Source organism: Microbacterium sp. 1.5R (genome assembly GCF_007667425.1).
Taxonomy (GTDB): domain Bacteria; phylum Actinomycetota; class Actinomycetes; order Actinomycetales; family Microbacteriaceae; genus Microbacterium.
The window spans coordinates 623523-646901 of the sequence record NZ_VDRC01000001.1; the positions used below are offsets into that span (position 1 = coordinate 623523).

The 23379-nt window shown below is 69.3% G+C and carries 21 protein-coding genes; 11 read left to right on the forward strand and 10 right to left on the reverse strand.

Features of this window, described 5'->3' with window-relative positions; genetic code table 11:
- Positions 1–32: 32 nt before the first annotated feature.
- Genes nrdE through nrdH form a run of 3 tightly spaced genes read right to left on the reverse strand, consistent with a single transcriptional unit; the run spans position 33 to position 2863 of the window.
- On the reverse strand, positions 33–2153 hold the full coding sequence (gene nrdE, locus FSY98_RS03075) for a class 1b ribonucleoside-diphosphate reductase subunit alpha (RefSeq protein WP_144876582.1): 2121 nt from the start codon (positions 2151–2153) through the stop codon (positions 33–35).
- Positions 2154–2173: 20 nt separating this feature from the next.
- Complete coding sequence (gene nrdI / locus FSY98_RS03080; RefSeq protein ID WP_144873879.1) at positions 2174–2623, reverse strand: class Ib ribonucleoside-diphosphate reductase assembly flavoprotein NrdI; 450 nt, start codon at positions 2621–2623, stop codon at positions 2174–2176.
- 6 nt (positions 2624–2629) lie between these two features.
- Positions 2630–2863, reverse strand: a complete 234-nt coding sequence (gene nrdH, locus FSY98_RS03085; RefSeq protein WP_067118559.1) for a glutaredoxin-like protein NrdH — start codon at positions 2861–2863, stop codon at positions 2630–2632.
- Between the two features lie 390 nt (positions 2864–3253).
- On the opposite strand from nrdH, the gene FSY98_RS03090 reads away from it, so the two are divergent.
- The 6 genes from FSY98_RS03090 to FSY98_RS03115 all read left to right on the forward strand — a co-directional run bounded on the left by FSY98_RS03090 (position 3254) and on the right by FSY98_RS03115 (position 9305).
- Complete coding sequence (locus tag FSY98_RS03090; protein WP_186307529.1) at positions 3254–4462, forward strand: MFS transporter; 1209 nt, start codon at positions 3254–3256, stop codon at positions 4460–4462.
- On the forward strand, positions 4459–5388 hold the full coding sequence (locus FSY98_RS03095; protein ID WP_144873881.1) for a sugar kinase: 930 nt from the start codon (positions 4459–4461) through the stop codon (positions 5386–5388). The genes FSY98_RS03090 and FSY98_RS03095 overlap by 4 nt, the downstream gene beginning before the upstream one ends.
- A 54-nt stretch (positions 5389–5442) precedes the next feature.
- Positions 5443–6201 (forward strand): alpha/beta fold hydrolase, encoded by a 759-nt coding sequence (locus tag FSY98_RS03100; protein ID WP_144873883.1) that lies wholly within the window; start codon positions 5443–5445, stop codon positions 6199–6201.
- Complete coding sequence (locus FSY98_RS03105; protein WP_144873885.1) at positions 6198–7358, forward strand: acyl-CoA dehydrogenase family protein; 1161 nt, start codon at positions 6198–6200, stop codon at positions 7356–7358. The genes FSY98_RS03100 and FSY98_RS03105 overlap by 4 nt, the downstream gene beginning before the upstream one ends.
- A gap of 88 nt (positions 7359–7446) precedes the next feature.
- Complete coding sequence (locus FSY98_RS03110; RefSeq protein WP_144873887.1) at positions 7447–7914, forward strand: Lrp/AsnC family transcriptional regulator; 468 nt, start codon at positions 7447–7449, stop codon at positions 7912–7914.
- Positions 7911–9305 (forward strand): aspartate aminotransferase family protein, encoded by a 1395-nt coding sequence (locus FSY98_RS03115; RefSeq protein ID WP_144873889.1) that lies wholly within the window; start codon positions 7911–7913, stop codon positions 9303–9305. The genes FSY98_RS03110 and FSY98_RS03115 overlap by 4 nt, the downstream gene beginning before the upstream one ends.
- A gap of 43 nt (positions 9306–9348) precedes the next feature.
- On the opposite strand, the gene FSY98_RS03120 is transcribed toward FSY98_RS03115, so the two are convergent.
- On the reverse strand, positions 9349–10821 hold the full coding sequence (locus FSY98_RS03120) for a PucR family transcriptional regulator ligand-binding domain-containing protein (RefSeq protein ID WP_260857243.1): 1473 nt from the start codon (positions 10819–10821) through the stop codon (positions 9349–9351).
- Between the two features lie 158 nt (positions 10822–10979).
- Between FSY98_RS03120 and FSY98_RS03125 the strand changes: the two genes are divergently transcribed.
- Together FSY98_RS03125 and FSY98_RS03130 are read left to right on the forward strand one after the other, a co-directional pair.
- A complete protein-coding gene (locus tag FSY98_RS03125) occupies positions 10980–12464 on the forward strand; it encodes a CoA-acylating methylmalonate-semialdehyde dehydrogenase (protein ID WP_144873891.1) in 1485 nt (494 codons plus the stop codon).
- 21 nt (positions 12465–12485) lie between these two features.
- Positions 12486–13874, forward strand: coding sequence for an aspartate aminotransferase family protein (locus FSY98_RS03130; RefSeq protein WP_144873893.1), 1389 nt, complete (start codon positions 12486–12488; stop codon positions 13872–13874).
- Between the two features lie 119 nt (positions 13875–13993).
- On the opposite strand, the gene FSY98_RS03135 is transcribed toward FSY98_RS03130, so the two are convergent.
- From FSY98_RS03135 to FSY98_RS03155, 5 genes are read right to left on the reverse strand one after another with little or no spacing between them, the layout of a single operon-like run.
- Positions 13994–14722 (reverse strand): FadR/GntR family transcriptional regulator, encoded by a 729-nt coding sequence (locus FSY98_RS03135; protein WP_144873895.1) that lies wholly within the window; start codon positions 14720–14722, stop codon positions 13994–13996.
- Positions 14723–14755: 33 nt separating this feature from the next.
- On the reverse strand, positions 14756–15535 hold the full coding sequence (locus FSY98_RS03140) for a 3-oxoacyl-ACP reductase (RefSeq protein WP_144873897.1): 780 nt from the start codon (positions 15533–15535) through the stop codon (positions 14756–14758).
- Between the two features lie 56 nt (positions 15536–15591).
- Positions 15592–16950, reverse strand: coding sequence for an aldehyde dehydrogenase (locus tag FSY98_RS03145; RefSeq protein ID WP_144873899.1), 1359 nt, complete (start codon positions 16948–16950; stop codon positions 15592–15594).
- Positions 16947–17699: a gamma-glutamyl-gamma-aminobutyrate hydrolase family protein gene (locus FSY98_RS03150; RefSeq protein ID WP_144873901.1), complete on the reverse strand. Its 753-nt coding sequence runs from the start codon at positions 17697–17699 to the stop codon at positions 16947–16949. The genes FSY98_RS03145 and FSY98_RS03150 overlap by 4 nt, the downstream gene beginning before the upstream one ends.
- The gene (locus tag FSY98_RS03155) at positions 17680–19035 is read right to left on the reverse strand and encodes a glutamine synthetase family protein (RefSeq protein WP_144873903.1); all 1356 of its coding nucleotides are present in this window, start codon (positions 19033–19035) and stop codon (positions 17680–17682) included. The genes FSY98_RS03150 and FSY98_RS03155 overlap by 20 nt, the downstream gene beginning before the upstream one ends.
- A gap of 158 nt (positions 19036–19193) precedes the next feature.
- Here FSY98_RS03155 and FSY98_RS03160 point away from each other — a divergent pair, with 158 nt between their 5' ends.
- The gene (locus tag FSY98_RS03160) at positions 19194–20741 is read left to right on the forward strand and encodes an amino acid permease (RefSeq protein ID WP_144873905.1); all 1548 of its coding nucleotides are present in this window, start codon (positions 19194–19196) and stop codon (positions 20739–20741) included.
- A gap of 22 nt (positions 20742–20763) precedes the next feature.
- On the opposite strand, the gene FSY98_RS03165 is transcribed toward FSY98_RS03160, so the two are convergent.
- Positions 20764–21036 carry a metal-sensitive transcriptional regulator gene (locus tag FSY98_RS03165; RefSeq protein ID WP_144873907.1) on the reverse strand — a complete coding sequence of 91 codons (273 nt, stop codon included), beginning with the start codon at positions 21034–21036 and terminating at the stop codon, positions 20764–20766.
- Between the two features lie 57 nt (positions 21037–21093).
- Between FSY98_RS03165 and FSY98_RS03170 the strand changes: the two genes are divergently transcribed.
- Positions 21094–22371 carry a DUF445 domain-containing protein gene (locus FSY98_RS03170; RefSeq protein ID WP_144873909.1) on the forward strand — a complete coding sequence of 426 codons (1278 nt, stop codon included), beginning with the start codon at positions 21094–21096 and terminating at the stop codon, positions 22369–22371.
- 12 nt (positions 22372–22383) lie between these two features.
- The gene (locus tag FSY98_RS03175; RefSeq protein ID WP_144873911.1) at positions 22384–23298 is read left to right on the forward strand and encodes an arginase family protein; all 915 of its coding nucleotides are present in this window, start codon (positions 22384–22386) and stop codon (positions 23296–23298) included.
- Positions 23299–23379: the final 81 nt, after the last annotated feature.

Below are 23379 nucleotides of genomic sequence, written 5' to 3' on the forward strand. Positions count from 1 at the left end.
TTCGTTCCTGGTTCTCGGTCACTGTCGCCGGGTCAGAGCATGCACGAGACGCACTCGGTCATGTCGGTGCCCTCGAGCGCCATCTGACGCAGACGGATGTAGTAGATCGTCTTGATGCCCTTGCGCCATGCGTAGATCTGCGCCTTGTTGATGTCGCGGGTCGTCGCGGTGTCCTTGAAGAACAGCGTCAGCGACAGGCCCTGGTCGACGTGCTGCGTCGCCGCGGCATACGTGTCGATGACCTTCTCGTAGCCGATCTCGTAGGCGTCCTGGTAGTACTCCAGGTTGTCGTTCGTCATGAACGCCGCCGGGTAGTAGACGCGACCCAGCTTGCCTTCCTTGCGGATCTCGATCTTCGACGCGATCGGGTGGATCGACGACGTCGAGTTGTTGATGTACGAGATCGAGCCGGTCGGCGGCACCGCCTGCAGGTTCTGGTTGTAGATGCCGTGCTCCTGGATCGACGCCTTCAGCGCCTTCCAGTCGTCCTGCGTCGGGATGTGCTTGCCGGCGAAGAGCTCCTTCACCTTCTCGGTGGCGGGGACCCAGGCCTGGTCGATGTACTTGTCGAAGAACTCCCCCGACGCGTAGGTCGAATCCTGGAAGCCCTCGAACGCCTGCTTGCGCTCGATCGCGAGGTTGTTCGAGGCACGCAGCGCGTGGAACAGCACGGTGTAGAAGTAGATGTTCGTGAAGTCGACGCCCTCTTCCGAGCCGTAGTACACGTGCTCGCGGGCGAGGTAGCCGTGCAGGTTCATCTGGCCGAGGCCGATCGCGTGCGACTTGTCGTTGCCGTCCTCGATCGAGCGCACCGAGCGGATGTGGCTCTGGTCGCTCACCGCGCTGAGCGCACGGATCGCCGTCTCGACGGTCTGGCCGAGGTCGTCGGCATCCATCGACAGCGCGATGTTCATCGAGCCCAGGTTGCAGGAGATGTCCTTGCCGATCTGGTCGTACGAGAGGTCGTCGTTGTACGTGGTCGGCGTGTTCACCTGCAGGATCTCGCTGCAGAGGTTCGACATGTTGATCCGACCCTTGATCGGGTTGGCCTTGTTCACCGTGTCCTCGAACATGATGTACGGGTAGCCCGACTCGAACTGGATCTCCGCGATGGTCTGGAAGAACTCGCGCGCGTTGATCTTCGTCTTCTTGATGCGCGGGTCGTCGACCATCTCGCGGTACTTCTCGGTGACCGAGATGTCGCCGAACGGCACGCCGTAGACCTTCTCGACGTCGTACGGCGAGAAGAGGTACATGTCCTCCCCGTTCTTCGCGAGCTCGAACGTGATGTCCGGCACGACGACGCCGAGCGACAGCGTCTTGATGCGGATCTTCTCGTCGGCGTTCTCACGCTTGGTGTCGAGGAAGCGCATGATGTCGGGGTGGTGCGCGTTGAGGTACACCGCGCCGGCGCCCTGACGTGCACCGAGCTGGTTCGCGTAGCTGAAGCTGTCTTCGAGGAGCTTCATGACCGGGATGATGCCGGACGACTGGTTCTCGATCTGCTTGATCGGTGCGCCCGCCTCGCGGATGTTCGAGAGCAGGAGCGCCACGCCGCCGCCGCGCTTGGAGAGCTGCAGCGCGGAGTTGATGCCGCGGGCGATCGACTCCATGTTGTCTTCGATGCGCAGCAGGAAGCAGCTGACGAGCTCGCCGCGCTGCGCCTTGCCGGCGTTGAGGAAGGTCGGGGTGGCCGGCTGGAAGCGACCCGAGATGATCTCCTCGACCAGAGCGGTCGCGAGCTTCTCGTCACCGTCGGCGAGTCCGAGGGCGGTCATGACGACACGGTCCTCGAAGCGCTCGAGGTAGCGCTTGCCGTCGAAGGTCTTGAGCGTGTAGCTCGTGTAGTACTTGAACGCCCCGAGGAAGGTCTCGAACCGGAACTTCTTCGAGTAGGCGAGGTCGTTGAGCTGCTGGATGAACTCGGGCGAGTAGGCCTCGATGACCGCCGGCTCGTAGTACTCCTTCTCGACCAGGTAGTCGAGGCGCTCCTTGAGGGAGTGGAAGAACACCGTGTTCTGGTTCACGTGCTGCAGGAAGTACTCCCGCGCCGCGCGCTTGTCGGCGTCGAACTGGATCTTCCCGTTCGCGTCGTACAGGTTCAGCATGGCGTTCAGGGCGTGATAGTCGAGCCCCTCGTAGCTGGGGTTCATCTTGAACGCCACCGTCTCGGTCACTGCCTGCTCTTCAACTGCGTTGCCCACCGTCGTTCCAATCCGTCGCTCACGCGATCCACGTCGTCCTGTGTGCCGAAGATCTCGAGCCGATACAAGTGAGGCACGTGACACTTGCGGCTGATGATGTCACCGGCGAGGCAGAAGGCGTCGCCGAAGTTGGTGTTTCCTGCGGAGATGACCCCGCGGATATGGCGTCGGTTTCGCTCGTCGTTGAGGAACCGGATCACCTGCTTGGGAACGGCTCCCCGCTCGACGCCCTTCCCCTCACCCCCGCCATAGGTGGGGGTGACCAGCACGAACGGCTCGTCGATGACGAGGTCTTCTTCCTGCCGGTGGAGCGGGATGCGCCGGGCGGGGAGACCCAGCTTCTCGATGAAGCGTGCGGTGTTTCCCGACACGCTGGAGAAGTAGACCAGGAGCGGCGCAGCGGTCGCGACGGCGCTCATGGTCCGTCACGCCAGGCGCGAGGCGAGTTCGTCGATCTTGTCGGGACGGAAACCCGACCAGTGGTCCTCGTCGGTGACGACGACGGGCGCCTGCATGTAGCCGAGCGACTTGACCTGCTCCAGGGCCGCCGGGTCTTCCGACAGGTCGTGGATCTCGTACTCGATACCCTTCGCGTCGAGTGCGCGGTAGGTGGCGTTGCACTGGACGCAGGACGGCTTGGTGTAGACCGTGATCGACATCTTTTTCGGCTTCCCCTCAAATCTCTGGCCTGACGGTGATCAGGCGATTGTCCGGCAGATCCTCACCGGGAACTCAATACTACATATGGGGACTGACATTCGGAGCGACCACAAGGGGTAGTAGTTACATCCGTGTAGTTTTCCACCGCTCTCCACTGATACAACACAGGTTCTCCACCGTTTCTTCCACAGGCGGAGTGCCGCCGGCGGAGGTCGCGAACCGCGAGAAATCGCGGCTGGGAGGAACCTGGGAGGCATCCATCCACAGGGGGCACGATACGGCCGGCCTCCGACATTCGATTTTCTGTGGAAAGAGCCGATCGGCGTGTCGCGGCGTGTCGTCCGCCGGCCGCTCTCACGAGCGTCGGCGGCTGCCGGTAGCGTGGTCGGGTGGCGGGATATCGGGACCTTCTTCGCACGCCCGGAGTGGCGCGCATGATCGCGGCGCAGCTGACCGCGCGCTTCCCCAGCGGCATGACCTCACTGGCGATCCTCCTGCACGTCGAGCAGCAGACCGGGTCGTACGGATCCGCCGGGCTCGTGCTCGCCGCGACGAGCGTCGGCCAGGCCGTCGCCGGTCCCATCACCAGCCGCTGGATGGGCGTGTGGGGCATGCGCCGCGTCCTCACGCTGACGAGCGCCGTGTGCGTGCTCGCCGTGCTCGGCCTCGCCCTGCTCCCCCTCGCCGTCCCCGGATACATGGCGTTCGGCCTGGTCGCCGGCCTCTCGACACCGCCCGTCCAGGCAGCGGTCCGCACGATCTACCCGAAGCTCGTGAACTCGCGGCAGCTCACGCCGCTGTTCTCCCTCGATGCCTCACTGCAGGAGATCATCTGGATCCTCGCCCCGGTGGTCATCACTCTCGTCTCCACCCAGGTCGGCACCACGGAGGGACTGCTGCTCGTCGCCGCCATCCTCATCGGCGGCGCGGCGTGGTTCATCCTCTCCCCCGAGGTCGGACGTGTGCGCATCCCCCGCAGCCGCAACGCACTGGGCAAGGTCGTGCTCAAGCCGCCGGTGCTCCTCGCCACCGTGGTCGGCTTCCTCCTCATCGGCGCGTGCGCCGCCGTCGAGGTCGGCGTCGTGGCGACCTTCGAGCACGGCAGCCTCTCCGCCGGTCTCGTCCTGGCGGTGTTCTCCGTCGGCAGCCTCGCGGGCGGCCTCGCCTTCGGCCACATCCCGATCGGCCCGTGGGCGATGGCGCGCCGACTCCTCATCGTGACCGTGGGGCTCGCGCTCACCATGATCTCGCTGGACATCTTCTGGCTGGGCGGCACCCTCATCGTCGCGGGCATCGGCATCGCCCCCGCACTGGCCGTGATCTTCGCGATCACCTCGGCGAGCGTCAAGTTCAGCGAGACCGCCGAGGCGTTCGGATGGACGGGAACCGGCCAGCTGATCGGCGCCGCGGCGGGGTCCGCCGTGGCCGGCTTCCTCGTCGACGCGACCGACCCCAGAGGCGCCTACCTGGCTGCGACGATCTTCGCCGCCGTGGGCCTCGTCGTCGCCGTCGTCTTCGTCCGTTCCTTCCCCGACCTGCGTCACCGAGACGCGAGCCCCCATCCCGACACCGAACCCCTGGCGGTCACACCCTCATGAGCACAGCAATCCCCCTCTCGCACCTGAGCGACGCGGCGACGCCCGTCGAGGTCGTCTGCGTCGGCGAGTCCATGGGACTCGTCACCGCCGTCGGCGCTCCCCTCGTCGAGACCGAGACGGCGTCGTTCGGCATCGCCGGCGCCGAGGGCAACGTCGCCGTCGGACTCGTCGCGGCAGGACGCAGGGCCGCCTGGGCATCGCGGCTCGGACCCGACCCGTTCGGCGACCGCATCTCCGCCGAGCTCGCGCGCCGCGGCGTCGACCTGTGGGTCACGACCGACGACGCGGCTCCGACCGGCGTGATGTTCAAAGACCCGGGCGTCGACTCGTCGTCGGTCTACTACTACCGGCGGGGGTCGGCGGCCTCCCGCATGGATCGGGGCTTCCTCAGCGTCGATGCGCTCGCGGGTGCCCGCATCGTCCACACCACGGGCATCACCCCCGCTCTCTCCGCCTCCTGCCGCGACATGGTCGACCAGCTGTACATCGACGCCCGAGCGGCGGGAGCCCTCGTCTCGTTCGACGTCAACGACCGCCGCGCGCTGTGGAGCAAAGAGGACGCCGCAGAGACCCTCGCCCGACTCGCCGACGCCGCAGACATCGCGTTCGTCGGCCGCGACGAGGCCGAGCGCATCTGGGGCACCGCGACCGCCGCCGACATCCGCGCGCACCTCCCTCAGTGCGGCCTGCTCGTGGTGAAGGACGGCGATGTGGGCGCGACCGCCTTCTCGGGCGACGACGAGCCGGTCTTCGTGCCGGCCCCACGCGTCGAGGTCGTCGAGCCCGTGGGCGCCGGCGACGCCTTCGCCTCGGGGTTCCTCGCCGCGACCCTGGAGGGAGCAGGACTCGCAGACCGGCTCACGGCCGGACACATCGCAGCCGCTCGGGTGCTCACCACCCACGGCGACCTGCCGCCGCTGGACTGACGCGCAGCCGTGCGCAGCAGGCCGCTCCCCGCGCAGCGGTCCTAGGCTGAAAGCATGGCCTCGCCGCTCACACTTCCCCGTCTCTCCTGGGGCGATCCGTCGTCCGCTCGTCGCGTCCTCCTGGTGCACGGCCTCGGGTCCTCGGGGGCGTTGATGTGGCGTCTCGGCGACGCGCTGGGTGCCGCCGGATGGCATGCGACCGCCATCGACCTGCGCGGCCACGGCGACGCACCCCGCGCTCTCGACTACTCGGTGCAGGCGTACGGCGCCGATCTCGCCGCCACCCTGCCCGCGGACGGCGGGCGATGGGATGCTGTGGTCGGCCACTCGCTGGGCGGAGCCGCGAGCACGGTCGCCGCGGCATCCTCTCCCGAGTGGACAGCGCGGCTCGTGCTGCTCGACCCCGCGATCCTCATCGGCGAGCGCGACGCCGCGATCGTGCGGAAGAGCCAGGAGCAGGCGTTCGCCGACAACCGGGTCGAGCTGGTGCGTCAGGCGCACCCCCACTGGCACCCGCAGGACTGGGAGCTCAAGGTCGACGCTGTGCACCGCACGAGCGCCTGGGCGGTCGAGCAGACCAGCGTGCAGAATACGCCGTGGGACGTCACGTCCGACGCCGCACGACTGACGGTGCCGACGCACGTGATCGGCTCCGACCCCGCGGTGTACAGCATCTTCACGGGCGAGGTCGCGAGGTCGGTGCTCGCCGCGAACTCGCGGATCACGATGTCGGTCGTCGATGGTGCCGGTCATTCGCTGCACCGCGACAGGCCCGAAGAGTCCATCCGCCAGCTGAAGGAGGCACTCTCATGAGCGCATTCGACCCGTCGACATACCTGCCGGACGACCTTCTCGACCGCATCCGCGAGCGCGCTCCTCAGTACGACCGCGACAACACCTTCCCCCAGCAGGACCTCGACGAGCTGCGCGACGCGGGCTACCTGTCGATCCTCGTCCCCACCGAACGAGGCGGCGCCGGACTCGGGCTCGCCGAGGCCGCCATCCTGCAGCAGCGCCTGGCCACGGCAGCACCGGCGACCGCCCTCGCGATCAACATGCACCTGGTCTGGACCGGCGTCGCGAAGGTCTTCAGCGACCGTGGCGTGCCCGGCCTCGAGTTCGTGCAGGACGGCGCCGTCGCCGGGGAGGTCTTCGCCTTCGGAATCAGCGAGGGCGGCAACGATCTCGTGCTCTTCGGCAGCGACACGGATGCCGTGCCGACGGCCGACGGCGGGTACGCGTTCACCGGCACGAAGATCTTCACCTCGCTGGCCCCGGTGTGGACCCGACTGGGCCTGCACGGGCTCGACACCACGAGCGAGGACGCCCCGAAGCTCGTGTTCGCGTTCGTCGAGCGGAGCGACGCGGTGGTCACGAGCGACGACTGGGACACCCTGGGCATGCGCGGCACGCAGAGCAGGACCACTCGTCTGGACGGTGCGGTGGCGGATGCCGCGCACGTGGTGCGCCGCATCGACGCGGGTCCGAGCCCGGATCCGATCGTGTTCGGCATCTTCTCGGTCTTCGAGATCCTGCTCGCCTCGGTCTACACGGGCATCGCCCGTCGTGCGCTCGAACTCGCGGTGCAGACGGCCCAGGCTCGGCGGTCGAAGCGCACCGGGACCTCGTACAGCCAGGACCCGGACATCCGCTGGCGGGTCGCCGACATGGGTCTCGCCTACGACGCCCTGCCTGTGCAGATCGCCGCGCTCGCCCGCGACGTGGACGAGTGCGCCGATCACGGCGCACGCTGGTTCACGCTCCTCTCCGGGCTCAAGCACCGTGCGGTCATGATGGCGAAGCATGTCGTCGATCAGGCGATGCTCGTGGCCGGCGGCGGATCGTACTTCTCGGCGAACGAGCTCTCCCGCCTGTACCGCGACGTGCTCGCCGGCGCCTTCCACCCGTCCGATCCCGAATCCGCGCACTCGACGGCCGCGACAGCCTGGCTCGGGCCAATCGAATCCTGACGCCGCCGACGGGGATATCTCGCGGTCGAATCGTCGCAGATCTGCGGAATCGGTTGCCGGACGCCGATCTCAGTGCGAGGATCGCATCATGCCGTCCTCGAAGAAGAACCCCACCCTCGACGATGTCTCCAAGACCATCATCGAGCTGCTGCAGGAGGACGGACGCCGCTCGTACTCCGACATCGGCCGCGCCGTCGGGCTGAGTGAGGCGGCCGTCCGCCAGCGCGTGCAGCGCCTCACCGACGCCGGCATCATGCAGATCGTGGCGGTCACGGATCCGATGCAGCTCGGCTTCCGGCGTCAGGCGATGATCGGCATCCGCGTCTCCGGCGACACCCGCGTGGTCGCCGAGGAGATCGCGGCGATCCAGGCCATCGACTACGTCGTGATCACGGTCGGCGCCTTCGACATCCTCGCCGAGGTCGTCTGCGAGGACGACGAAGACCTGCTCGCGCTGATCAACGACAGCATCCGTCCGATCGACGGGGTCCTGTCGACCGAGACCTTCATCTACGCCAAGCTGCAGAAGCAGCTCTACAACTGGGGGACCAGATGAGCACGCACCGCACCACTCCGTCCGAGCCCGAGCTGCAGGCGATGGCCAAAGACCACCTCTGGATGCACTTCACCCGGCAGTCGACGATGGAGAAGTCGGGGGTGCCGATCATCGTCAAGGGCGAGGGGCACCGCATCTGGGACGCGAAGGGCAAGGAGTACATCGACGGCCTCGCCGGGCTGTTCGTCGTGAACGCCGGCCACGGTCGGCGCCGCCTCGCCGAGGCCGCCGCCGCCCAGGCATCCGAGCTCTCGTTCTTCCCGCTGTGGTCCTATGCGCACCCGGCAGCGATCGAGCTCGCAGACAGGCTGGCCGACCAAGCCCCGGGCGACCTCAACCGCGTCTTCTTCTCCACCGGCGGCGGCGAGGCGGTCGAGACGGCGTTCAAGCTCGCCAAGCACTACTGGAAGCTGCAGGGCAAGCCGGCCAAGCACAAGGTGATCTCCCGCGCCGTCGCCTACCACGGCACCCCGCAGGGCGCCCTCGCGATCACCGGCATCCCCGCGATGAAGGCGATGTTCGAACCGATCACGCCCGGCGGGTTCCGCGTGCCGAACACGAACTTCTACCGGGCGGCCGAGATGGGCGGCCCCGGCGACGACCTCGAGGCGTTCGGCCTGTGGGCTGCGAACCGCATCGAGGAGATGATCCTGTTCGAAGGCCCCGACACCGTCGCCGCCGTCTTCCTCGAACCGGTGCAGAACTCCGGCGGATGCTTCCCCCCGCCTCCCGGCTATTTCGCCCGCGTGCGCGAGATCTGCGACAAGTACGACGTGCTGCTCGTGTCGGACGAGGTCATCTGCGCGTTCGGCCGCCTCGGGCACACGTTCGCCTGCACGGGTCTCGGGTACGTCCCCGACATGATCACGTGCGCGAAGGGCATGACCAGCGGGTACTCCCCCATCGGCGCCACCATCATCAGCGATCGCATCTACGAGCCCTTCTCGCACGGCGACCTGTCGTTCCCGCACGGCTACACGTTCGGCGGGCACCCTGTTTCCGCCGCGGTCGCCCTCGAGAACCTCGCGATCTTCGACGAGGAGGGCCTGAACGCCCACGTCCGCGAGAACTCGCCCCTCTTCCGCGCCGAGCTCGAGACGCTCCTCGACCTGCCGCTGGTCGGCGACGTGCGCGGCGACGGCTACTTCTTCGGCATCGAGCTCGTGAAGGACAAGGCCACCAAGGAGACGTTCGACGACGACGAATCAGAGCGGCTGCTGCGAGGCTTCCTGTCGGGCGCGCTGTTCGACGCCGGCCTCTACTGCCGCGCCGACGACCGCGGCGACCCCGTCATCCAGCTCGCCCCGCCGCTGACCATCGGCCCGGCGGAATTCCGCGAGATCGGACAGATCCTGCGCGGCGTGCTCACCGAGGCTCAGGGAGTGCTCTAGGTCGAGCCCCTCGACGAGCCCGCAGGCGGTTCAGGGCCCGGGGTCACAGGCTCCGGCGTCGTCGGGCGAGAAGCGCCAGATGCAGGGCGGCGAGGGTCTCCCCGTCATCGAGGTCGGCATCGAGCAGATCGCCGATCAGAGTGAGGCGCTGATAGAACACCGACCGGGACAGGTGGCTCGCAGCGGCCGCGGCCGAACGGTTACCCGGGTGCGCGACCAGCGCCGCCAGCACGGCGAGGAGGTCTCCGCGGCGCTCCTCGTCGTAGCGGATCAGCGACGCCAGCATCCGCTCGCTGTGCTCGTGCAGGCGCCGATCGTCGCGAAGGGTCGCGATGAGACGCTCGAGCGGCCGATCCCCCACCCGCCTGACCCGCACCCCACCGCCCTCTCCCTCGCTGTCTGCGAGGTCGCGCGCGGCGCGCAGCGACGACAGCAGGCCGTGCACGTCGTCGGCGGCAGGACCAACGAAGATCGGACGGCCGGCCCCGGCGATCCTCAGAAGTGTCCGGTCGTCGATCTCCGCGGATGCCGGGGCCGAGAGCAGTGCGACGTCGTGATCGCCCGCACGCGCGGCGAGCACCGCGAAGCCGGCCTGCCTGGCCCGGTACGCGAGCCCCGCGATCGAGTCCGACCCCCCGACGACGACACCGTGGCATCGACGCCCCGTCAGCTCGAAGCCCCCTGCCGCGAGCCGGGCGGCGATGTCACCGGCATCCGCGAATCGCGCCCCGAGCAGATCGTCGATCACGCTCCGCTGCGCGAGCAGCGACCATTCGGCGTCGCCGCCGTCGGCGAGGCAGCCGAACGCGAGCGCCGTCGCGCCCTGCTCCAGCACGATGTGCCGACCGGCTGCGGGCTCCGCGCCGGGAAGCGCGAGCAGCGTGCCCCACCGGGTACCGCGTGCCTGCACGGGCACGCTGTCGGCCCGCGCTCGCCCTTCGAGAGCCGCCGCCACCCCGCGGCCCAGATATTCCCCCGTGATCAGCTCCCCCGCGAGGTTCTCCAGCATGACCGGGGCGCCGATCGCCCGTGCCGTCTCCGCCACGACGACATCGGCCGGCGCGCCCTGCAGACTCAGCGCGGTGAACAGATCGTGCAGGTGGCGGCGCTCCTCGAGCGCCGCGGTCTGCGCGGCGATCAGAGCGTGATGCACCGCCTCCGTCACCGAGACGAACTTCACCTCGCGGGTGAGGACGACAAGCGCGAGGCCCTCACGGGCGCAGACCTCCGCCACCGCGGCCGGGACGGTCGGATGCCGATCGCTCAACTCGAGAACGATGCCGGCCAGGCCGACCTCGCGCAGACGGACGGCGAACTCGCGCAGCATGCGTCCGTCGTCGGGCCAGGACGCGCCCGTGGTGAGCAGCAGTTCCCCGCCGTCGAGGAGTCGGGCGACCGCCGTGCTGTCGGAGACGTGCACCCAGCGCACCGCGGCATCGAGAGCGGCCCCGCCGACGACCACCTCGGGTGCGCCGCGCTGCACGGCCGCGCTGCGCAGCACGTCCGCCACGGTCACGAAGGCGGCCGGCGCCGGACGATGTGTATGATCCGCGGAGAAGTCATGACGTTCTGACGTCTGCATGGTCCGCCGTTCTCTGTGAGCATGGACGGATACAAGCGTAACCGGTTCCGGTCAGAGTGTCCGAGAACCCCGCACGAGCATCGAGGAGCACCGTGGACATCGTCCGTCACGTCATCAACGGAGCAGACACCGCCGAGGCGGCACGATCGGGCGAGGTGTTCGATCCCGCCACCGGGCAGGTGACCAAGCACGTCGCCTTCGCCTCGACGGCCGAGGTCGACGAGGCGATCGCCGCAGCCGCCGCCGCGCTGCCCGCGTGGCGCGAGACGAGTCTGATCAAGCGTGCCGACGTGTTCTTCCGCCTCCGTCAGCTGCTCAAGGAGCGCACCCCCGAGCTCGCCGCGATCGTCACGTCCGAGCACGGCAAGGTGCTCTCGGATGCCGCGGGCGAGGTGTCGCGCGGTATCGAGAACGTCGAGTTCGCGGCCGGACTCGTGCATCTCCTCAAGGGCGAGCGCAGCGAGCAGGTCGCCCGCGGCGTGGACGTGCACTCCGTCAAGCAGCCGGTCGGCGTGGTCGCCGCCATCACCCCCTTCAACTTCCCCGTCATGGTGCCGCTGTGGATGGTCGCCTCGGCCATCGCCTGCGGCAACACCGTCATCCTCAAGCCCAGCGAGAAGGACCCCTCGGCCGCTGTGTGGCTGGCCAAGCTGTTCCAGGAGGCCGGCCTCCCCGACGGCGTGCTCAACGTCGTGCACGGCGACAAGGAGGCCGTCGACGCCCTGCTCGACTCGCCCCGCGTGAACGCCGTCAGCTTCGTCGGCTCCACCCCCATCGCCCGCTCGATCTACCAGCGCGCGTCGGCGAACGGCAAACGAGTGCAGGCGCTCGGCGGCGCGAAGAACCACATGGTCGTGATGCCGGATGCCGACATCGACGCCGCGGCGGACGCCGCCGTCTCGGCCGCCTACGGCTCGGCCGGCGAGCGCTGCATGGCCGTGTCGGTGCTCGTCGCCGTCGGCGACGTGGCCGACGATCTCGTCGCGGCGATCGCCTCACGCATCGAGGGCCTCACGATCGGTGCCGGCACCGATGAGGCGAGCGAGATGGGTCCGCTCATCACCCGCGAGCACCGTGACCGCGTCGCCTCGTACGTCACCGGGGCCGCCGCCGAGGGCGCGACCGTCGTCGTCGACGGCACCGAGAAGCAGTTCGACTCGGACGGGTTCTTCATCGGCGTGAGCCTGCTCGATCACGTGGCCCCAGGGATGAAGTCCTACGACGACGAGATCTTCGGCCCGGTGCTCGGGGTCGTCCGCGTGGAGACCTATGCCGACGCGGTCGCGCTCGTCAACGCGAACGCATACGGCAACGGCACGGCGATCTTCACGCGCGACGGCGGCACCGCCCGCCAGTACGAGTTCGACATCGAGGTAGGCATGGTCGGCGTCAACGTGCCGATCCCCGTGCCGATCGGCGCCTACTCGTTCGGCGGCTGGAAGGACTCGCTGTTCGGCGACTCGCACATCTACGGCCCCGAGTCGGTGCACTTCTACACGCGGTCGAAGGTCGTCACGACCCGCTGGCCCGACCACACCCCCTCGCAGATCGACCTCGGCTTCCCGAGCAACCACTGAGCCGCGCGGAGAGAGAAGATCATGACTGCTTTCACCGACCGTCACGGCGACTCGCACGAGCTGCCGGCACCCGATGCCGAGGCGCAGGTGCGCGCTGACGACCGCGGCCACGTGTTCCATTCCTGGAGCGCCCAGGGCCTCATCGATCCGCTGCCCGTCGCCGCCGGTGAGGGGTCGACGTTCTGGGACTACCAGGGCAACGCGTACCTCGACTTTTCCAGTCAGCTGGTGAACCTGAACCTCGGGCACCAGCATCCGGATCTCGTGTCGGCGATCCAGCAGCAGGCGGGGCGTCTCGCGACGATCCAGCCGGCGATGGCGAACGACGTGCGCGGCGAGCTCGCGCGCCTGATCGTCGAGGTGGCGCCGGAGGGCTTCCAGAAGGTGTTCTTCACCAACGGCGGCGCCGAGGCCAACGAGTACGCGGTGCGCATGGCGCGGCAGACGACCGGGCGCCGCAAGGTGCTGTCGATGTACCGCAGCTATCACGGTTCCACCTCGACCGCGATCTCGCTGACGGGCGACCCTCGCCGGTGGGCGAACGACACCGTCGACTCGGGCTCCGTCCGATTCTTCGGCCCCTACCTGTACCGCTCGCCCTTCCACGCAGAGACGCTCGAGCAGGAGTCGGAGCGCGCCCTCGCCCACCTCGAGCAGACGATCCAGCTCGAAGGACCGCAGACGATCGCGGCGATCATCATCGAGACCGTCGTCGGCACCAACGGTGTGCTCGTGCCCCCGCCGGGATACCTGCAGGGCGTCCGCGAGCTGTGCGACCGCTACGGCATCGTCTACATCGCGGACGAGGTCATGGTCGGCTTCGGCCGCCTCGGCGAGTGGTTCGGCATCGACGCGTTCGACGCGCGTCCCGACCTGATCACGTTCGCGAAGGGCGTCAACTCCGGCTACGTCCCGCTCGGCGGCGTCGTGATCTCGGAGCGCATCGCCAAGGCGTTCGAGACCACGCCGTTCGCCGGGGGGCTGACCTACTCGGGGCACCCGCTCGCCTGCGCGGCCGGGGTGGCGACGTTCGAGGTGTTCCGCCGCGACGGCATCCTGGAGCGCGTCCGCGACCTGGGCGAGCGCATCGTCGAACCGACGCTGCGCTCGTGGGTCGACACCCACCCGAGCGTCGGCGAGGTCAGAGGGCGCGGTCTGTTCTGGGCCGTCGAGCTCGTGCGCGACAAGGAGACGCGCGAGCCGCTCGTGCCGTTCAACGCCGCGGGTGCGGATGCCGCGCCGATGGGCGCCTTCGCCGCCGCGGCGAAGAAGGCGGGCGTCTGGCCGTTCACGCACTTCAACCGGATGCACGTCGCACCGCCGCTCGTGATCTCCGAGGACGAGCTCGTCCGCGGACTCGCCGTGCTCGACGACGCCCTCTCGGTCGCCGACGAGCACGCCGCACGCTAGCCGGGGCGTCAGCGCCCCGGGCCACGCGACCGCCACTTCGGTTGGCGCCTCTTGCCGTAATTCGTCCGGAATTGCGGCAAGAGGTGCCAACTCGAGCGAGGACGAGGGCACGCCGCGGGTTAGACCAGGAACCCGCGCAGCAGCGCTTCGGAGCCGGCGAGGTGGTCGTTCATCGCCTCCTCGGCGGCATCCGGCCTGCCGGCGAGGATCGCCGACACGATGCGCTCGTGCTGCTCACCCGAGTGCTGGATGTTGCGGGGCAGCAGCGGGAACGTGTCGAGCCACACGTTGACCGACGCGCGGTTCTCGGCGACCAGGGCCACGAGCGACGGGATGCCGGCGGCCTCGGCGATCGCGAGGTGCAGCAGCGTGTCGAGGCGGCGGTACTCCCCCGGCCCCGCTGGTAGCGCGGCCTCGTGCCGCGACCACAGATCGGCGCGAACGCCGGCGTCGAGCGTGCGGCCGGCGGCGGCTCGCGCGGCGCCGGTCTCGAGCACGCGCCGGAGTCCCAGGACGTCGTCGATCTCGGCCGGCGTCACGGCCTCGGCATCCGACGGGTGCGGGAGCGGGTCCGCGACGAAGGTGCCGCCGTACCTGCCGCGCTTCGGCAGGAGGTATCCGGTGTCGGCGAGCTCCCTGATCGCGTCGCGCACGGTGTCGCGGCTCACGCCGAACGATGCGGCGAGCTCGCGCTCCGGGGGAAGCGACTCCCCCGGAGCGACGACGCCGAGCCGGATGGTCTGCACGAGCCGTGACACGGCGTCCTCGAGGGCGTTGCCCCGCCGCAGAGGACGGTACACCGCGCGGCGTACCGCGACGAGGTCGCCGTCCGCCGCGTGATCGCTCATGTCCTCACCCTGTCACAGCACGTCGGGTCGGACTCACAGCGGGGTGACGTAGGCGTTGGTGATGCCGCCGTCGACGACGAAGGCGCTGGCCGTGATGAACGACGAGTCGTCTGAGGCGAGGAACGCCACGGCCGCAGCGAGCTCCTCGGGCTCGGCGAAGCGCCCCATCGGCACGTGCACGAGGCGACGCTGGGCGCGCTCCGGATCCTTCGCGAAGAGCTCCTGCAGCAGCGGCGTGTTCACCGGCCCGGGGCAGAGCGCGTTGACCCGCACCCCCTGCCTCGCGAACTGCACTCCCAGCTCGCGAGACATCGCGAGCACGCCGCCCTTCGACGCCGTGTAGCTGATCTGCGAGGTCGCCGAGCCGAGCAGCGCGACGAACGACGCGGTGTTGATGATCGACCCGCGGCCGGCCGGCACCATGTGCCGCAGCGCCGCCCGGCTGCAGAGATACACGCTCTTGAGGTTCACGTCCTGCACCCGGTCCCAGGCCGGCAGCTCGGTGGTCTCGATCGAGTCGTCGTCGGCGGGTGAGATGCCCGCGTTGTTGAAGGCGATGTCGACGCGGCCGAACTCCTCGGCGACGCCGTCGAACAGCGCGTTCACCTTGGCCTCGTCGGCAACGTCGACGGGGCGGAACGTTCCGCCCACCTCGGCCGCGGCCTTCTCTCCGGTGGCGGGGTCGACGTCGGCGATGACGACGAACGCGCCCTCGGCGGCGAAGCGGCGTGCGGTGGCGAAGCCGATGCCGCTGGCCCCTCCGGTGATGATGGCAACGCGGTCCTTGAGGCGCTGGGTCAGGTCGATGGTCATGCTCTCTCCGTTGCTGGGGTGGATCGGGGGCGGATGCCGTGGTCGGTCGTCGTCGGTCAGTCGTCGGTCGCGAAGAAGACGTTCTTCGTCTCGGTGAAGTGCTCCGCGGCGTCGGGTCCGAGCTCGCGACCGAGACCCGAGGCCTTCATCCCCCCGAAGGGAGTGGCGTAGCGCACGGACGAGTGCGAGTTCACCGACAGCACGCCGCTCTGCACGCCGCGCGAGACACGAACCGCGCGCCCGAGGTTCTGCGTCCACAGCGAGCCGGCGAGCCCGTAGACCGTGTCGTTCGCGAGGCGGATCGCGTCGGCCTCGTCATCGAACGGCATCACGGCGACGACCGGGCCGAAGACCTCCTGCTGGGCGATCCGGTCGCCGGGGTCGGCGAGCACGACGGCCGGCGCGAACCAGAACCCGTCGCCCTGCGGCGCGCTGCCGCGGAAGGCGATGTCCGCCCCGTCGAGGAACGACGCGACCGTGTCGCGGTGACCGGCGGAGATGAGCGGCCCCATGTCGGTCTCGGCGCTCGACGGATCGCCCACCCGCCAGGCGGCGACCGCCGGTTCGAGCAGTTCCAGGAACCGGTCGTACACCGAGCGCTGCACGAGCAGCCGGCTGCGCGCGCAGCAGTCCTGCCCGGCGTTGTCGAACACCGAGCCGGGCACCGCGGCGGCCGCCTTCTCGAGGTCGGCGTCGTCGAACACGATGTTGGCGCTCTTGCCGCCGAGCTCCAGGGTCACGGGCTTGAGCGCCCTGGCGCACCCGGCGGCGACCTCGATGCCCACCTCGGTCGATCCGGTGAACACGACCTTGCGGACGTCCGGATGCTCGACGAGGCGCTGCCCGACGACCGACCCCGAACCCGTGACGACCTCGAAGAGCCCTTCGGGAAGGCCCGCCTCGAGCGCGAGCTCACCGAGACGGATCGCGGTCAGCGGGGTCAGCTCGGCGGGCTTCAGCACGACCGCGTTGCCTGCGGCGAGCGCAGGGGCGAACGCCCAGGCGGCGATCGTCATCGGGAAGTTCCACGGGACGATCACGCCGACCACGCCGTACGGGTCGTGGAAGGTGACGTCGAGTCCGCCGGCGACGGGGATCTGCCTGCCGGACAGGCGCTCGGGATCGGCGGAGTAGTAGTTGAGCACCTGCGCGACGTGCGCGGCCTCCCACCGGGCGGATCCGATCGGGTGGCCGGAGTTGCGCACCTCGAGCTGGGCGAGCTCCTCGGCCGCGCCCTCGATAGTCCTGGCGAACGCACGGAGGGCGTCGGCGCGCGCCACGGGGGCGAGCGCCGCCCAGCGTCGCTGCGCGGCGACGGCGCGGGCGATCGCGGCATCCGTCTCCCCCACGTCCGCGCGAGCCACCTCGCGGATGGCGGTGCCGGTCGAGGGGTCGATCACGGTGAAGGCGCTCATCGGGCGCTCTCCTTCCTGCGCGCCGCGAACGCACGCGCCTGCGAGACGAGGTCGGCGAAGAGGCGCCGGTCCTCGGCGTTCTCCTCCGGGTGCCACTGGACGCCGACCACATGGCCGCCGTCGGTGTCGACGAACGCCTGCACGAGGCCGTCGTCGGAGTGGGCGGCGGCCACGAGACCTTCGCCGAGTCGGTCGATCCCCTGGTGGTGATAGCTGTGCACCGTCATGTCGCTCTCGCGGATGATGTCGGCGAAGGGTGTGCCGTCCGCCACCTCGACGTCGTTCTCGGCGTACACCCCGCCGCCGATGCGGTACTTCTCGGTGCCCAGCGACTCGGGCAGATGCTGCTGCAGGGTTCCGCCGCGCGCGACGTTCACGAGCTGCAGCCCTCGACAGATCGCGAGCACGGGGAGGCGGCGCCGCTCCGCCGCCTGGAACAGAGCCAGCTCCCACGCATCGCGGTCGACCCGTGCGGGGTCGGTGAGCGGATGCCGTTCCTCGCCGTACAGCTCCGGAGCCACGTCCGCTCCACCGGAGAGGACGAGGCCGTCCATCCCGGCGATCGCCGCATCCGCGGCATCCGGATCCTGCGGCGGGAGGAGCAGCGCGATGCCGCCGGACTCGGTCACGCCCGTGAGGTACTGCTCGGGGAGGAATGCGGCCCTGACGTCCCACACCCCCTGCTGCGCGCGTTCGAGGTAGGTCGTGACGCCGATGAGCGGTGCCGGGTCAGAGTCGTTCGAAGCCACGGATGCGCTCCCAGTCGGTGACGGCCGCGTCGTACGCTTCGAGCTCGATGCGCGCCTGATTCAGGTAGTGCTCGACGACGTCGTCGCCGAAGGCCTGCCGCGCGATGGTCGATTCGCGGAACAGTTGCGCGGCCTCGCGCAGCGTCGTCGGCAAGTGGTCGACGGCATCCTCGTACGCGTTGCCCGTGAAGCGGTCGGGCAGGGGCAGCTCGTTCTCGATGCCGTACAGCCCGCCGGCGATGATCGCCGAGATGCCGAGGTACGGGTTCACGTCGCCGCCGGGCACACGGTTCTCGACCCGCAGCGCCGAGCCCTGCCCCACGACGCGCAGCGCGCAGGTGCGGTTGTCGATGCCCCAGGCGACCCCGGTGGGCGCGAAGCTGCCCTTCGCGAACCGCTTGTACGAATTGATGTTCGGTGCGTAGAGCAGCGTGAACTCGCGAAGCGTCGCGAGGATGCCGGCGATCCAGTGCTCCATCACGGGGCTGAAGCCGTGCTCGCCGTCGCCGGCCATGACCGGGGCACCCTCCTTGTCGCGCAGAGACAGATGGATGTGGCAGCTGTTGCCCTCGCGCTCGTTGAACTTGGCCATGAACGTGATGGCCTGGCCGTGGTTGCCGGCGATCTCCTTCGCCCCGTTCTTGTAGATCGCGTGCTGGTCGGCGGTCTCGCGCACCTCGGCGTAGCGGAAGGCGATCTCCTGCTGCCCGAAGTTGCACTCGCCCTTCACTCCCTCGCAGTACATGCCCGCGCCGTCCATGCTGTTGCGGATGTCGCGCAGCAACGGCTCCATGCGCGTCGAGGCGAGCAGGTTGTAATCGACGTTGTAGTCGGTCGCCGGAGTGAGCCCCTCGTACTTGCGCGCCCAGGCGTCGCGGTAGGTGTTCTCGAACACGATGAACTCGAGCTCGGTGCCCGAGTAGGCGGTCCAGCCGCGCTCGGCGAGGCGGTCGCGCTGCCGGTCGAGGATCGCACGCGGCGACGGGCCGACCGGCTCGCCGTTCTGCCAGACCAGGTCGGCCATCACGAGAGCCGTGCCCTCGAGCCACGGGATGCGCCGCAGCGTCTCGGCATCGGGGCGCAGCACCATGTCACCGTAGCCGCGGTCCCAGCCGGACATCGCGTAGCCGTCGACCGTGTTCATGTCGACGTCGACCGAGAGCAGGTAGTCGCAGGCCTCAGCGCCGTGGTGCAGGATGTCCTCCTGGAACAGCCGTGCCGACACGCGCTTGCCGACGAGCCTGCCCTGCGCATCCGCGAAGGCGACGATCACCGTGTCGATCTCGCCGGCGGCGATGCCGGCGTCCAGCTGGTCGATGCTCAGATTGCCCGACATCCCACGCTCCGTTCTCCTGCGGTGAAGCGATCGGCCGATCGGCTTCGCCCTCAGAGTAGATGACCTCGTCGTTTAAAGGTAGACGAAACCACCATTGACTGTCACAATCATCCGCAAGGCGCTCACCCGGTGCCTGCACGCGAGCGAGCGGAGAGCGGATGTCTGGTCAGAGCAGTGAGTCCCGCAAGGTCGCCGGGGCGACGTATACCCGGGCGGGGAGCGACTACTTCGAGAAGCGGACCCTCAAGAGATCCGCCGGGGTCTGGGGGCTCTGGGGTCTCGCGGTCGCCGCCGTGATCTCGGGCGACTTCTCGGGGTGGAACTTCGGCATCGACTTCGCCGGATTCGGCGGGATGCTGATCGCCTTCGCGATCCTCGTGATCATGTACTACGGCATGATCTTCGCGATCGGCGAGATGGCGGCCGCCATGCCGCACACCGGCGGGGCCTACTCGTTCGCACGGTCCGCCATGGGCCCCTGGGGCGGTCTCGTCACCGGCGCCGCAGAGACGATCGAGTACGTCGCGACGACGGCGGTGATCGTCTACTTCTCGGCCTCGTACGCGAACGGCATCACGAGCGAACTCCTCGGTCTCGAGCTGCCCGGGTGGGTCTGGTATCTCATCCTCTATGTGGTCTTCATCGCACTGAACTCGGCGGGTGCCGCGATCTCGTTCCGCTTCGCGATCGTCGTCTCGGTGATCTCGATCGGCATCATCCTCGTGTTCTCGGCGATGGCGCTGTTCTCGGGCGCGTTCAGCTGGGACGCGCTGTGGGACATCGTTCCCGACGAAGGCCAGTCGACCTTCCTCCCGCACGGCGTCCTGCCGATCCTCTTCGCCCTGCCCTTCGCGATGTGGTTCTTCCTCGGCATCGAAGAGCTCCCGCTCGCCGCCGAGGAATCGCACAACCCGACCCGCGACATCCCGAAGGCCGGGTTCTGGGCCCGCGGCACCCTCATCGTCACCGGACTGCTCGTACTGTTCCTGAACACGGGGGTGATCGGCGCCGAGGCGACCGGCACCGCCGGCGAGCCCCTGCTCGACGGGTTCCGAGCCATCGTGGGCGACCAGCTCGCCGCCGTGCTCGCCCTGTTCGCGCTGATCGGTCTGCTCGCCTCGCTCCAGGGCATCATGTTCGCCTACGGACGCAACATGTACTCGCTCTCCCGCGCCGGGTACTACCCCCGTTTCCTCTCCCTCACCGGCAAGCGGCAGACCCCGTGGGTCGCCCTCGTCGTCGGCGCGGCGATCGGGTTCATCGCCCTCATCGTGCTCGATGTGCTCGCGGCGCTCGACGCCGAGGGCGCGGGAACCGTGGCGGGTGCGATCGTCCTCAACATCGCGGTCTGGGGCGCGGTGGTCGCTTACGCGCTGCAGCTGATCTCGTTCATGATCCTGCGGCGGAAGTTCCCGAACGTCGAGCGCCCGTACCGCAGTCCGTGGGGCGTGCCCGGTGCCGCGATCGCGCTGGTGATCGCCGCGCTGATCTTCCTCGGATTCCTCCTCAACCCCACCTTCGGCCCCGCGATCATCGCCATCGCGATCGTCTACGTCGTGATCCTGGTGGGCTTCGGGCTGTTCTTCCGGCATCGGCTCGTGCTCTCCCCCGAAGAGGAGTACGCACTGTCCGGCGGCTCGCACGGCGACCCCCAGGCAGAGGGCTACGACGCCATGGAGGGCGAGGTGTTCGACGGCACGCGCTGAGCCGGGGAGGGCGCCGGGGCCGTCACTTGCTGCTGAAGTCGAACGCCTTCAACAGTTCGTCGACGGCCTTGTCGCGCTCGTCGCCACCCTCCTCGAACATCTGCGTCACATGCGTACGCAGATGGTTCTCCAGCAGGAGGCGGTTGAGCGATTCCAGTGACCGCTGGATCGCCCTGGACTGCGTGATGATGTCCATGCAGTAGTCCTCGTTCTCGATCATCCGCGCGACGCCGCGCATCTGACCCTCCAGGATGCTGGTGCGGTGCAGGGCGCGCTTCTTGATGTCTTCGATCACGCTTCGAGCGTACGCGCCCCGGCGGCTGCCACGCCCGCCCCGTGAAAGGATGACGTCATGCCGCGAACTCCGATGGCGCTGCTCTCTCCCGCCGACCAGGAACGACGCTCCGCGCTGCGTCGGATGAAGGCCGTCGCGCTCGGCGCCCTGATCTTCATGGCCGTGCTGTTCGTGATCGCCTTCTGGCTGCAGGAGCGCCAGCCGTGGCTCGGGTACGTGCGCGCGGCGGCCGAGGGCGGCATGGTCGGAGCTCTCGCGGACTGGTTCGCCGTGACGGCGCTCTTCCGTCGTCCGCTCGGACTCCCCATCCCGCACACCGCGATCATCCCGAGCCGCAAGGACGAGATCGGCCGCACGCTCGGCGAGTTCGTGGAGACGAACTTCCTCGAGGGATCGGTGGTGCGCGCGAAGCTGTCGACGACGGCGATCTCGCAGCGGGCAGGCGAATGGCTGCGCGAGCCCGCGCACGCCGAGCGCGTCGGCGCCGAGGGCGCCACGATCGCCACCGCCGTGCTGAACGCTCTGAGCGACGATGACGTGCGCGACCTGATCACCGATCTCGCGCGCGAGCACCTCGTCTCCCCGGAATGGGGTCCGCCCGCTGGCGCCTGGCTCGAGAAGATCGTCGAGGCCGACGCCCACCACGGCGCTGTCGACCTCGCGGTCGACACGGTCGGCCGCTGGCTCGAGGCGAACGCCGCGTCGTTCTCGGGACTCATCTCGCGGCGCCTGCCAGGGTGGGTGCCGAAGCTCGCCCACCGCTTCGTCGACGACACGGCCTACAACGAGGCGGTCAAGTTCGTCGACGCCATGCGCGACGATCCGAAGCACCCGGCCCGCATCGCGATCGACGGCTATCTGGCTCGCCTCGCCGACAATCTGCAGAACGACCCGGCGACGCGCGAGAAGCTCGAGAACGCCAAGGCGTCCCTGTTCGACAGTCCGCGCGTCGGGGCACTCGCCGCCGAGGCGTGGAACACGGCGAAGAACGGCCTGCTCTCCGCGCTCGCCGACCCCGACAGCGGCCTACGCCGTCGGGCGGTGCAGGCGCTGCAGGAGGTGGGCGAGAGGCTGTCGACGGATGCGGCTCTGCAGCGACGCGTCGACACGTGGGTATCCGATGCCGCCGTGTTCCTCGTCGACCGCTACCGGCACGACATCGCGTCGATCATCACCGACACCGTCGAGCGCTGGGACCCCGCCGAGACGACCGAGAAGATCGAGCTGATGGTGGGGCGCGATCTGCAGTACATCCGCCTCAACGGCACAGTCGTCGGCGCCCTCGCGGGTCTCGCGATCTTCGCCATCGCGCACGCCCTCATCCCCGGCGCCTGAGAAGGAGAAGCCATGGCCCTCTCGCACGACCCCCTCTGGCCCAGGGCCGGCTCCTGGCCCGCCGCGGACGGAGAAGCGGATGCCGTGCTGCTCGGCGTCCCCACCTGGCGCACCTCGCTCTCGCCGACCGGTGCGCACGCGACGCCCGCCGCGATCCGCGACGCCCTGCCCCGCTACGGCACGACCGTGCTCGGACCGCCGGTCGTCGATCTCGACGAGGTGCTGCGCATCACGGATGCCGGAGACATCGCCGAGCCCGACGGCGACGACGGGGAGGCGGAGACCATCGCCCGCGTGCGGGAGCTCGCCGAGGCGGCGCGACTCGTGATCGCCCTCGGCGGCGACAACTCGCTCACCTACCCCGTCGCCCTCGGCGCCTCCGCGACCGGCCTCATCACGTTCGACGCCCACTTCGACCTGCGCGACGGCGTCTCGAACGGCACGCCGGTGCGACGCCTGGTCGAAGACACCCCGGCGAGCGCGACGGTCGCCACGAGTCGCATCGATCCGACGAGAATCGTCCAGATCGGGCTGGCCGACTTCGCGAACTCCGCGGCCTACGCCCGCCGGGCCGCGGACTGGGGCATCCGCGTGATCACGCTCGACGAGGTCCGGCGGCGCGGCGCAGCCGACGTCGTGGCCGAGGCTCTGGAGGTCGCCGGAGCTGGCAGTGCGGCCCGGGTGCACCTCGACATCGACGTGGATGTCTGCGACCGCTCCGTCGCCCCTGGATGCCCGGCGAGCGTCCCCGGTGGGCTCGCCGCCTGGGAGCTGCGCGCACTGACGAGGGCCGTCGCCGCCGACAGTCGCGTCGTGAGCGCGGATCTCGCCGAGGTCGATGCGACCGCCGACGCCGACGACGCGCGCACGGTGCGGCTCGCCGCCCTGTGCGTCCTCGAGCTCCTCGCCGGGCTCGCCGCGCGCTGAGGTCTTCCCGGAGTCCCGCGGACGAATCCCGATCCGGCATCCGGCTCCCGGCTTCCGGCTTCCGGTCGCAGTTCGTGACGC

Bases quoted from the DNA above. Each gene is read 5' to 3' on its own strand.
- FSY98_RS03110 (WP_144873887.1), top strand. From the start codon at position 7,447: ATGCCGTCCTCGAAGAAGAACCCCACCCTCGACGATGTCTCCAAGACC.
- FSY98_RS03105 (WP_144873885.1), top strand. From the start codon at position 6,198: ATGAGCGCATTCGACCCGTCGACATACCTGCCGGACGACCTTCTCGAC.
- FSY98_RS03135 (WP_144873895.1), bottom strand. From the start codon at position 14,722: ATGAGCGATCACGCGGCGGACGGCGACCTCGTCGCGGTACGCCGCGCG.
- FSY98_RS03100 (WP_144873883.1), top strand. From the start codon at position 5,443: ATGGCCTCGCCGCTCACACTTCCCCGTCTCTCCTGGGGCGATCCGTCG.
- nrdE (WP_144876582.1), bottom strand. From the start codon at position 2,153: ATGAACCCCAGCTACGAGGGGCTCGACTATCACGCCCTGAACGCCATG.
- FSY98_RS03175 (WP_144873911.1), top strand. From the start codon at position 22,384: ATGGCCCTCTCGCACGACCCCCTCTGGCCCAGGGCCGGCTCCTGGCCC.
- nrdH (WP_067118559.1), bottom strand. From the start codon at position 2,863: ATGTCGATCACGGTCTACACCAAGCCGTCCTGCGTCCAGTGCAACGCC.
- FSY98_RS03130 (WP_144873893.1), top strand. From the start codon at position 12,486: ATGACTGCTTTCACCGACCGTCACGGCGACTCGCACGAGCTGCCGGCA.
- FSY98_RS03160 (WP_144873905.1), top strand. From the start codon at position 19,194: ATGTCTGGTCAGAGCAGTGAGTCCCGCAAGGTCGCCGGGGCGACGTAT.
- nrdI (WP_144873879.1), bottom strand. From the start codon at position 2,623: ATGAGCGCCGTCGCGACCGCTGCGCCGCTCCTGGTCTACTTCTCCAGC.
- FSY98_RS03115 (WP_144873889.1), top strand. From the start codon at position 7,911: ATGAGCACGCACCGCACCACTCCGTCCGAGCCCGAGCTGCAGGCGATG.
- FSY98_RS03155 (WP_144873903.1), bottom strand. From the start codon at position 19,035: ATGTCGGGCAATCTGAGCATCGACCAGCTGGACGCCGGCATCGCCGCC.
- FSY98_RS03095 (WP_144873881.1), top strand. From the start codon at position 4,459: ATGAGCACAGCAATCCCCCTCTCGCACCTGAGCGACGCGGCGACGCCC.
- FSY98_RS03145 (WP_144873899.1), bottom strand. From the start codon at position 16,950: ATGAGCGCCTTCACCGTGATCGACCCCTCGACCGGCACCGCCATCCGC.
- FSY98_RS03140 (WP_144873897.1), bottom strand. From the start codon at position 15,535: ATGACCATCGACCTGACCCAGCGCCTCAAGGACCGCGTTGCCATCATC.
- FSY98_RS03170 (WP_144873909.1), top strand. From the start codon at position 21,094: ATGCCGCGAACTCCGATGGCGCTGCTCTCTCCCGCCGACCAGGAACGA.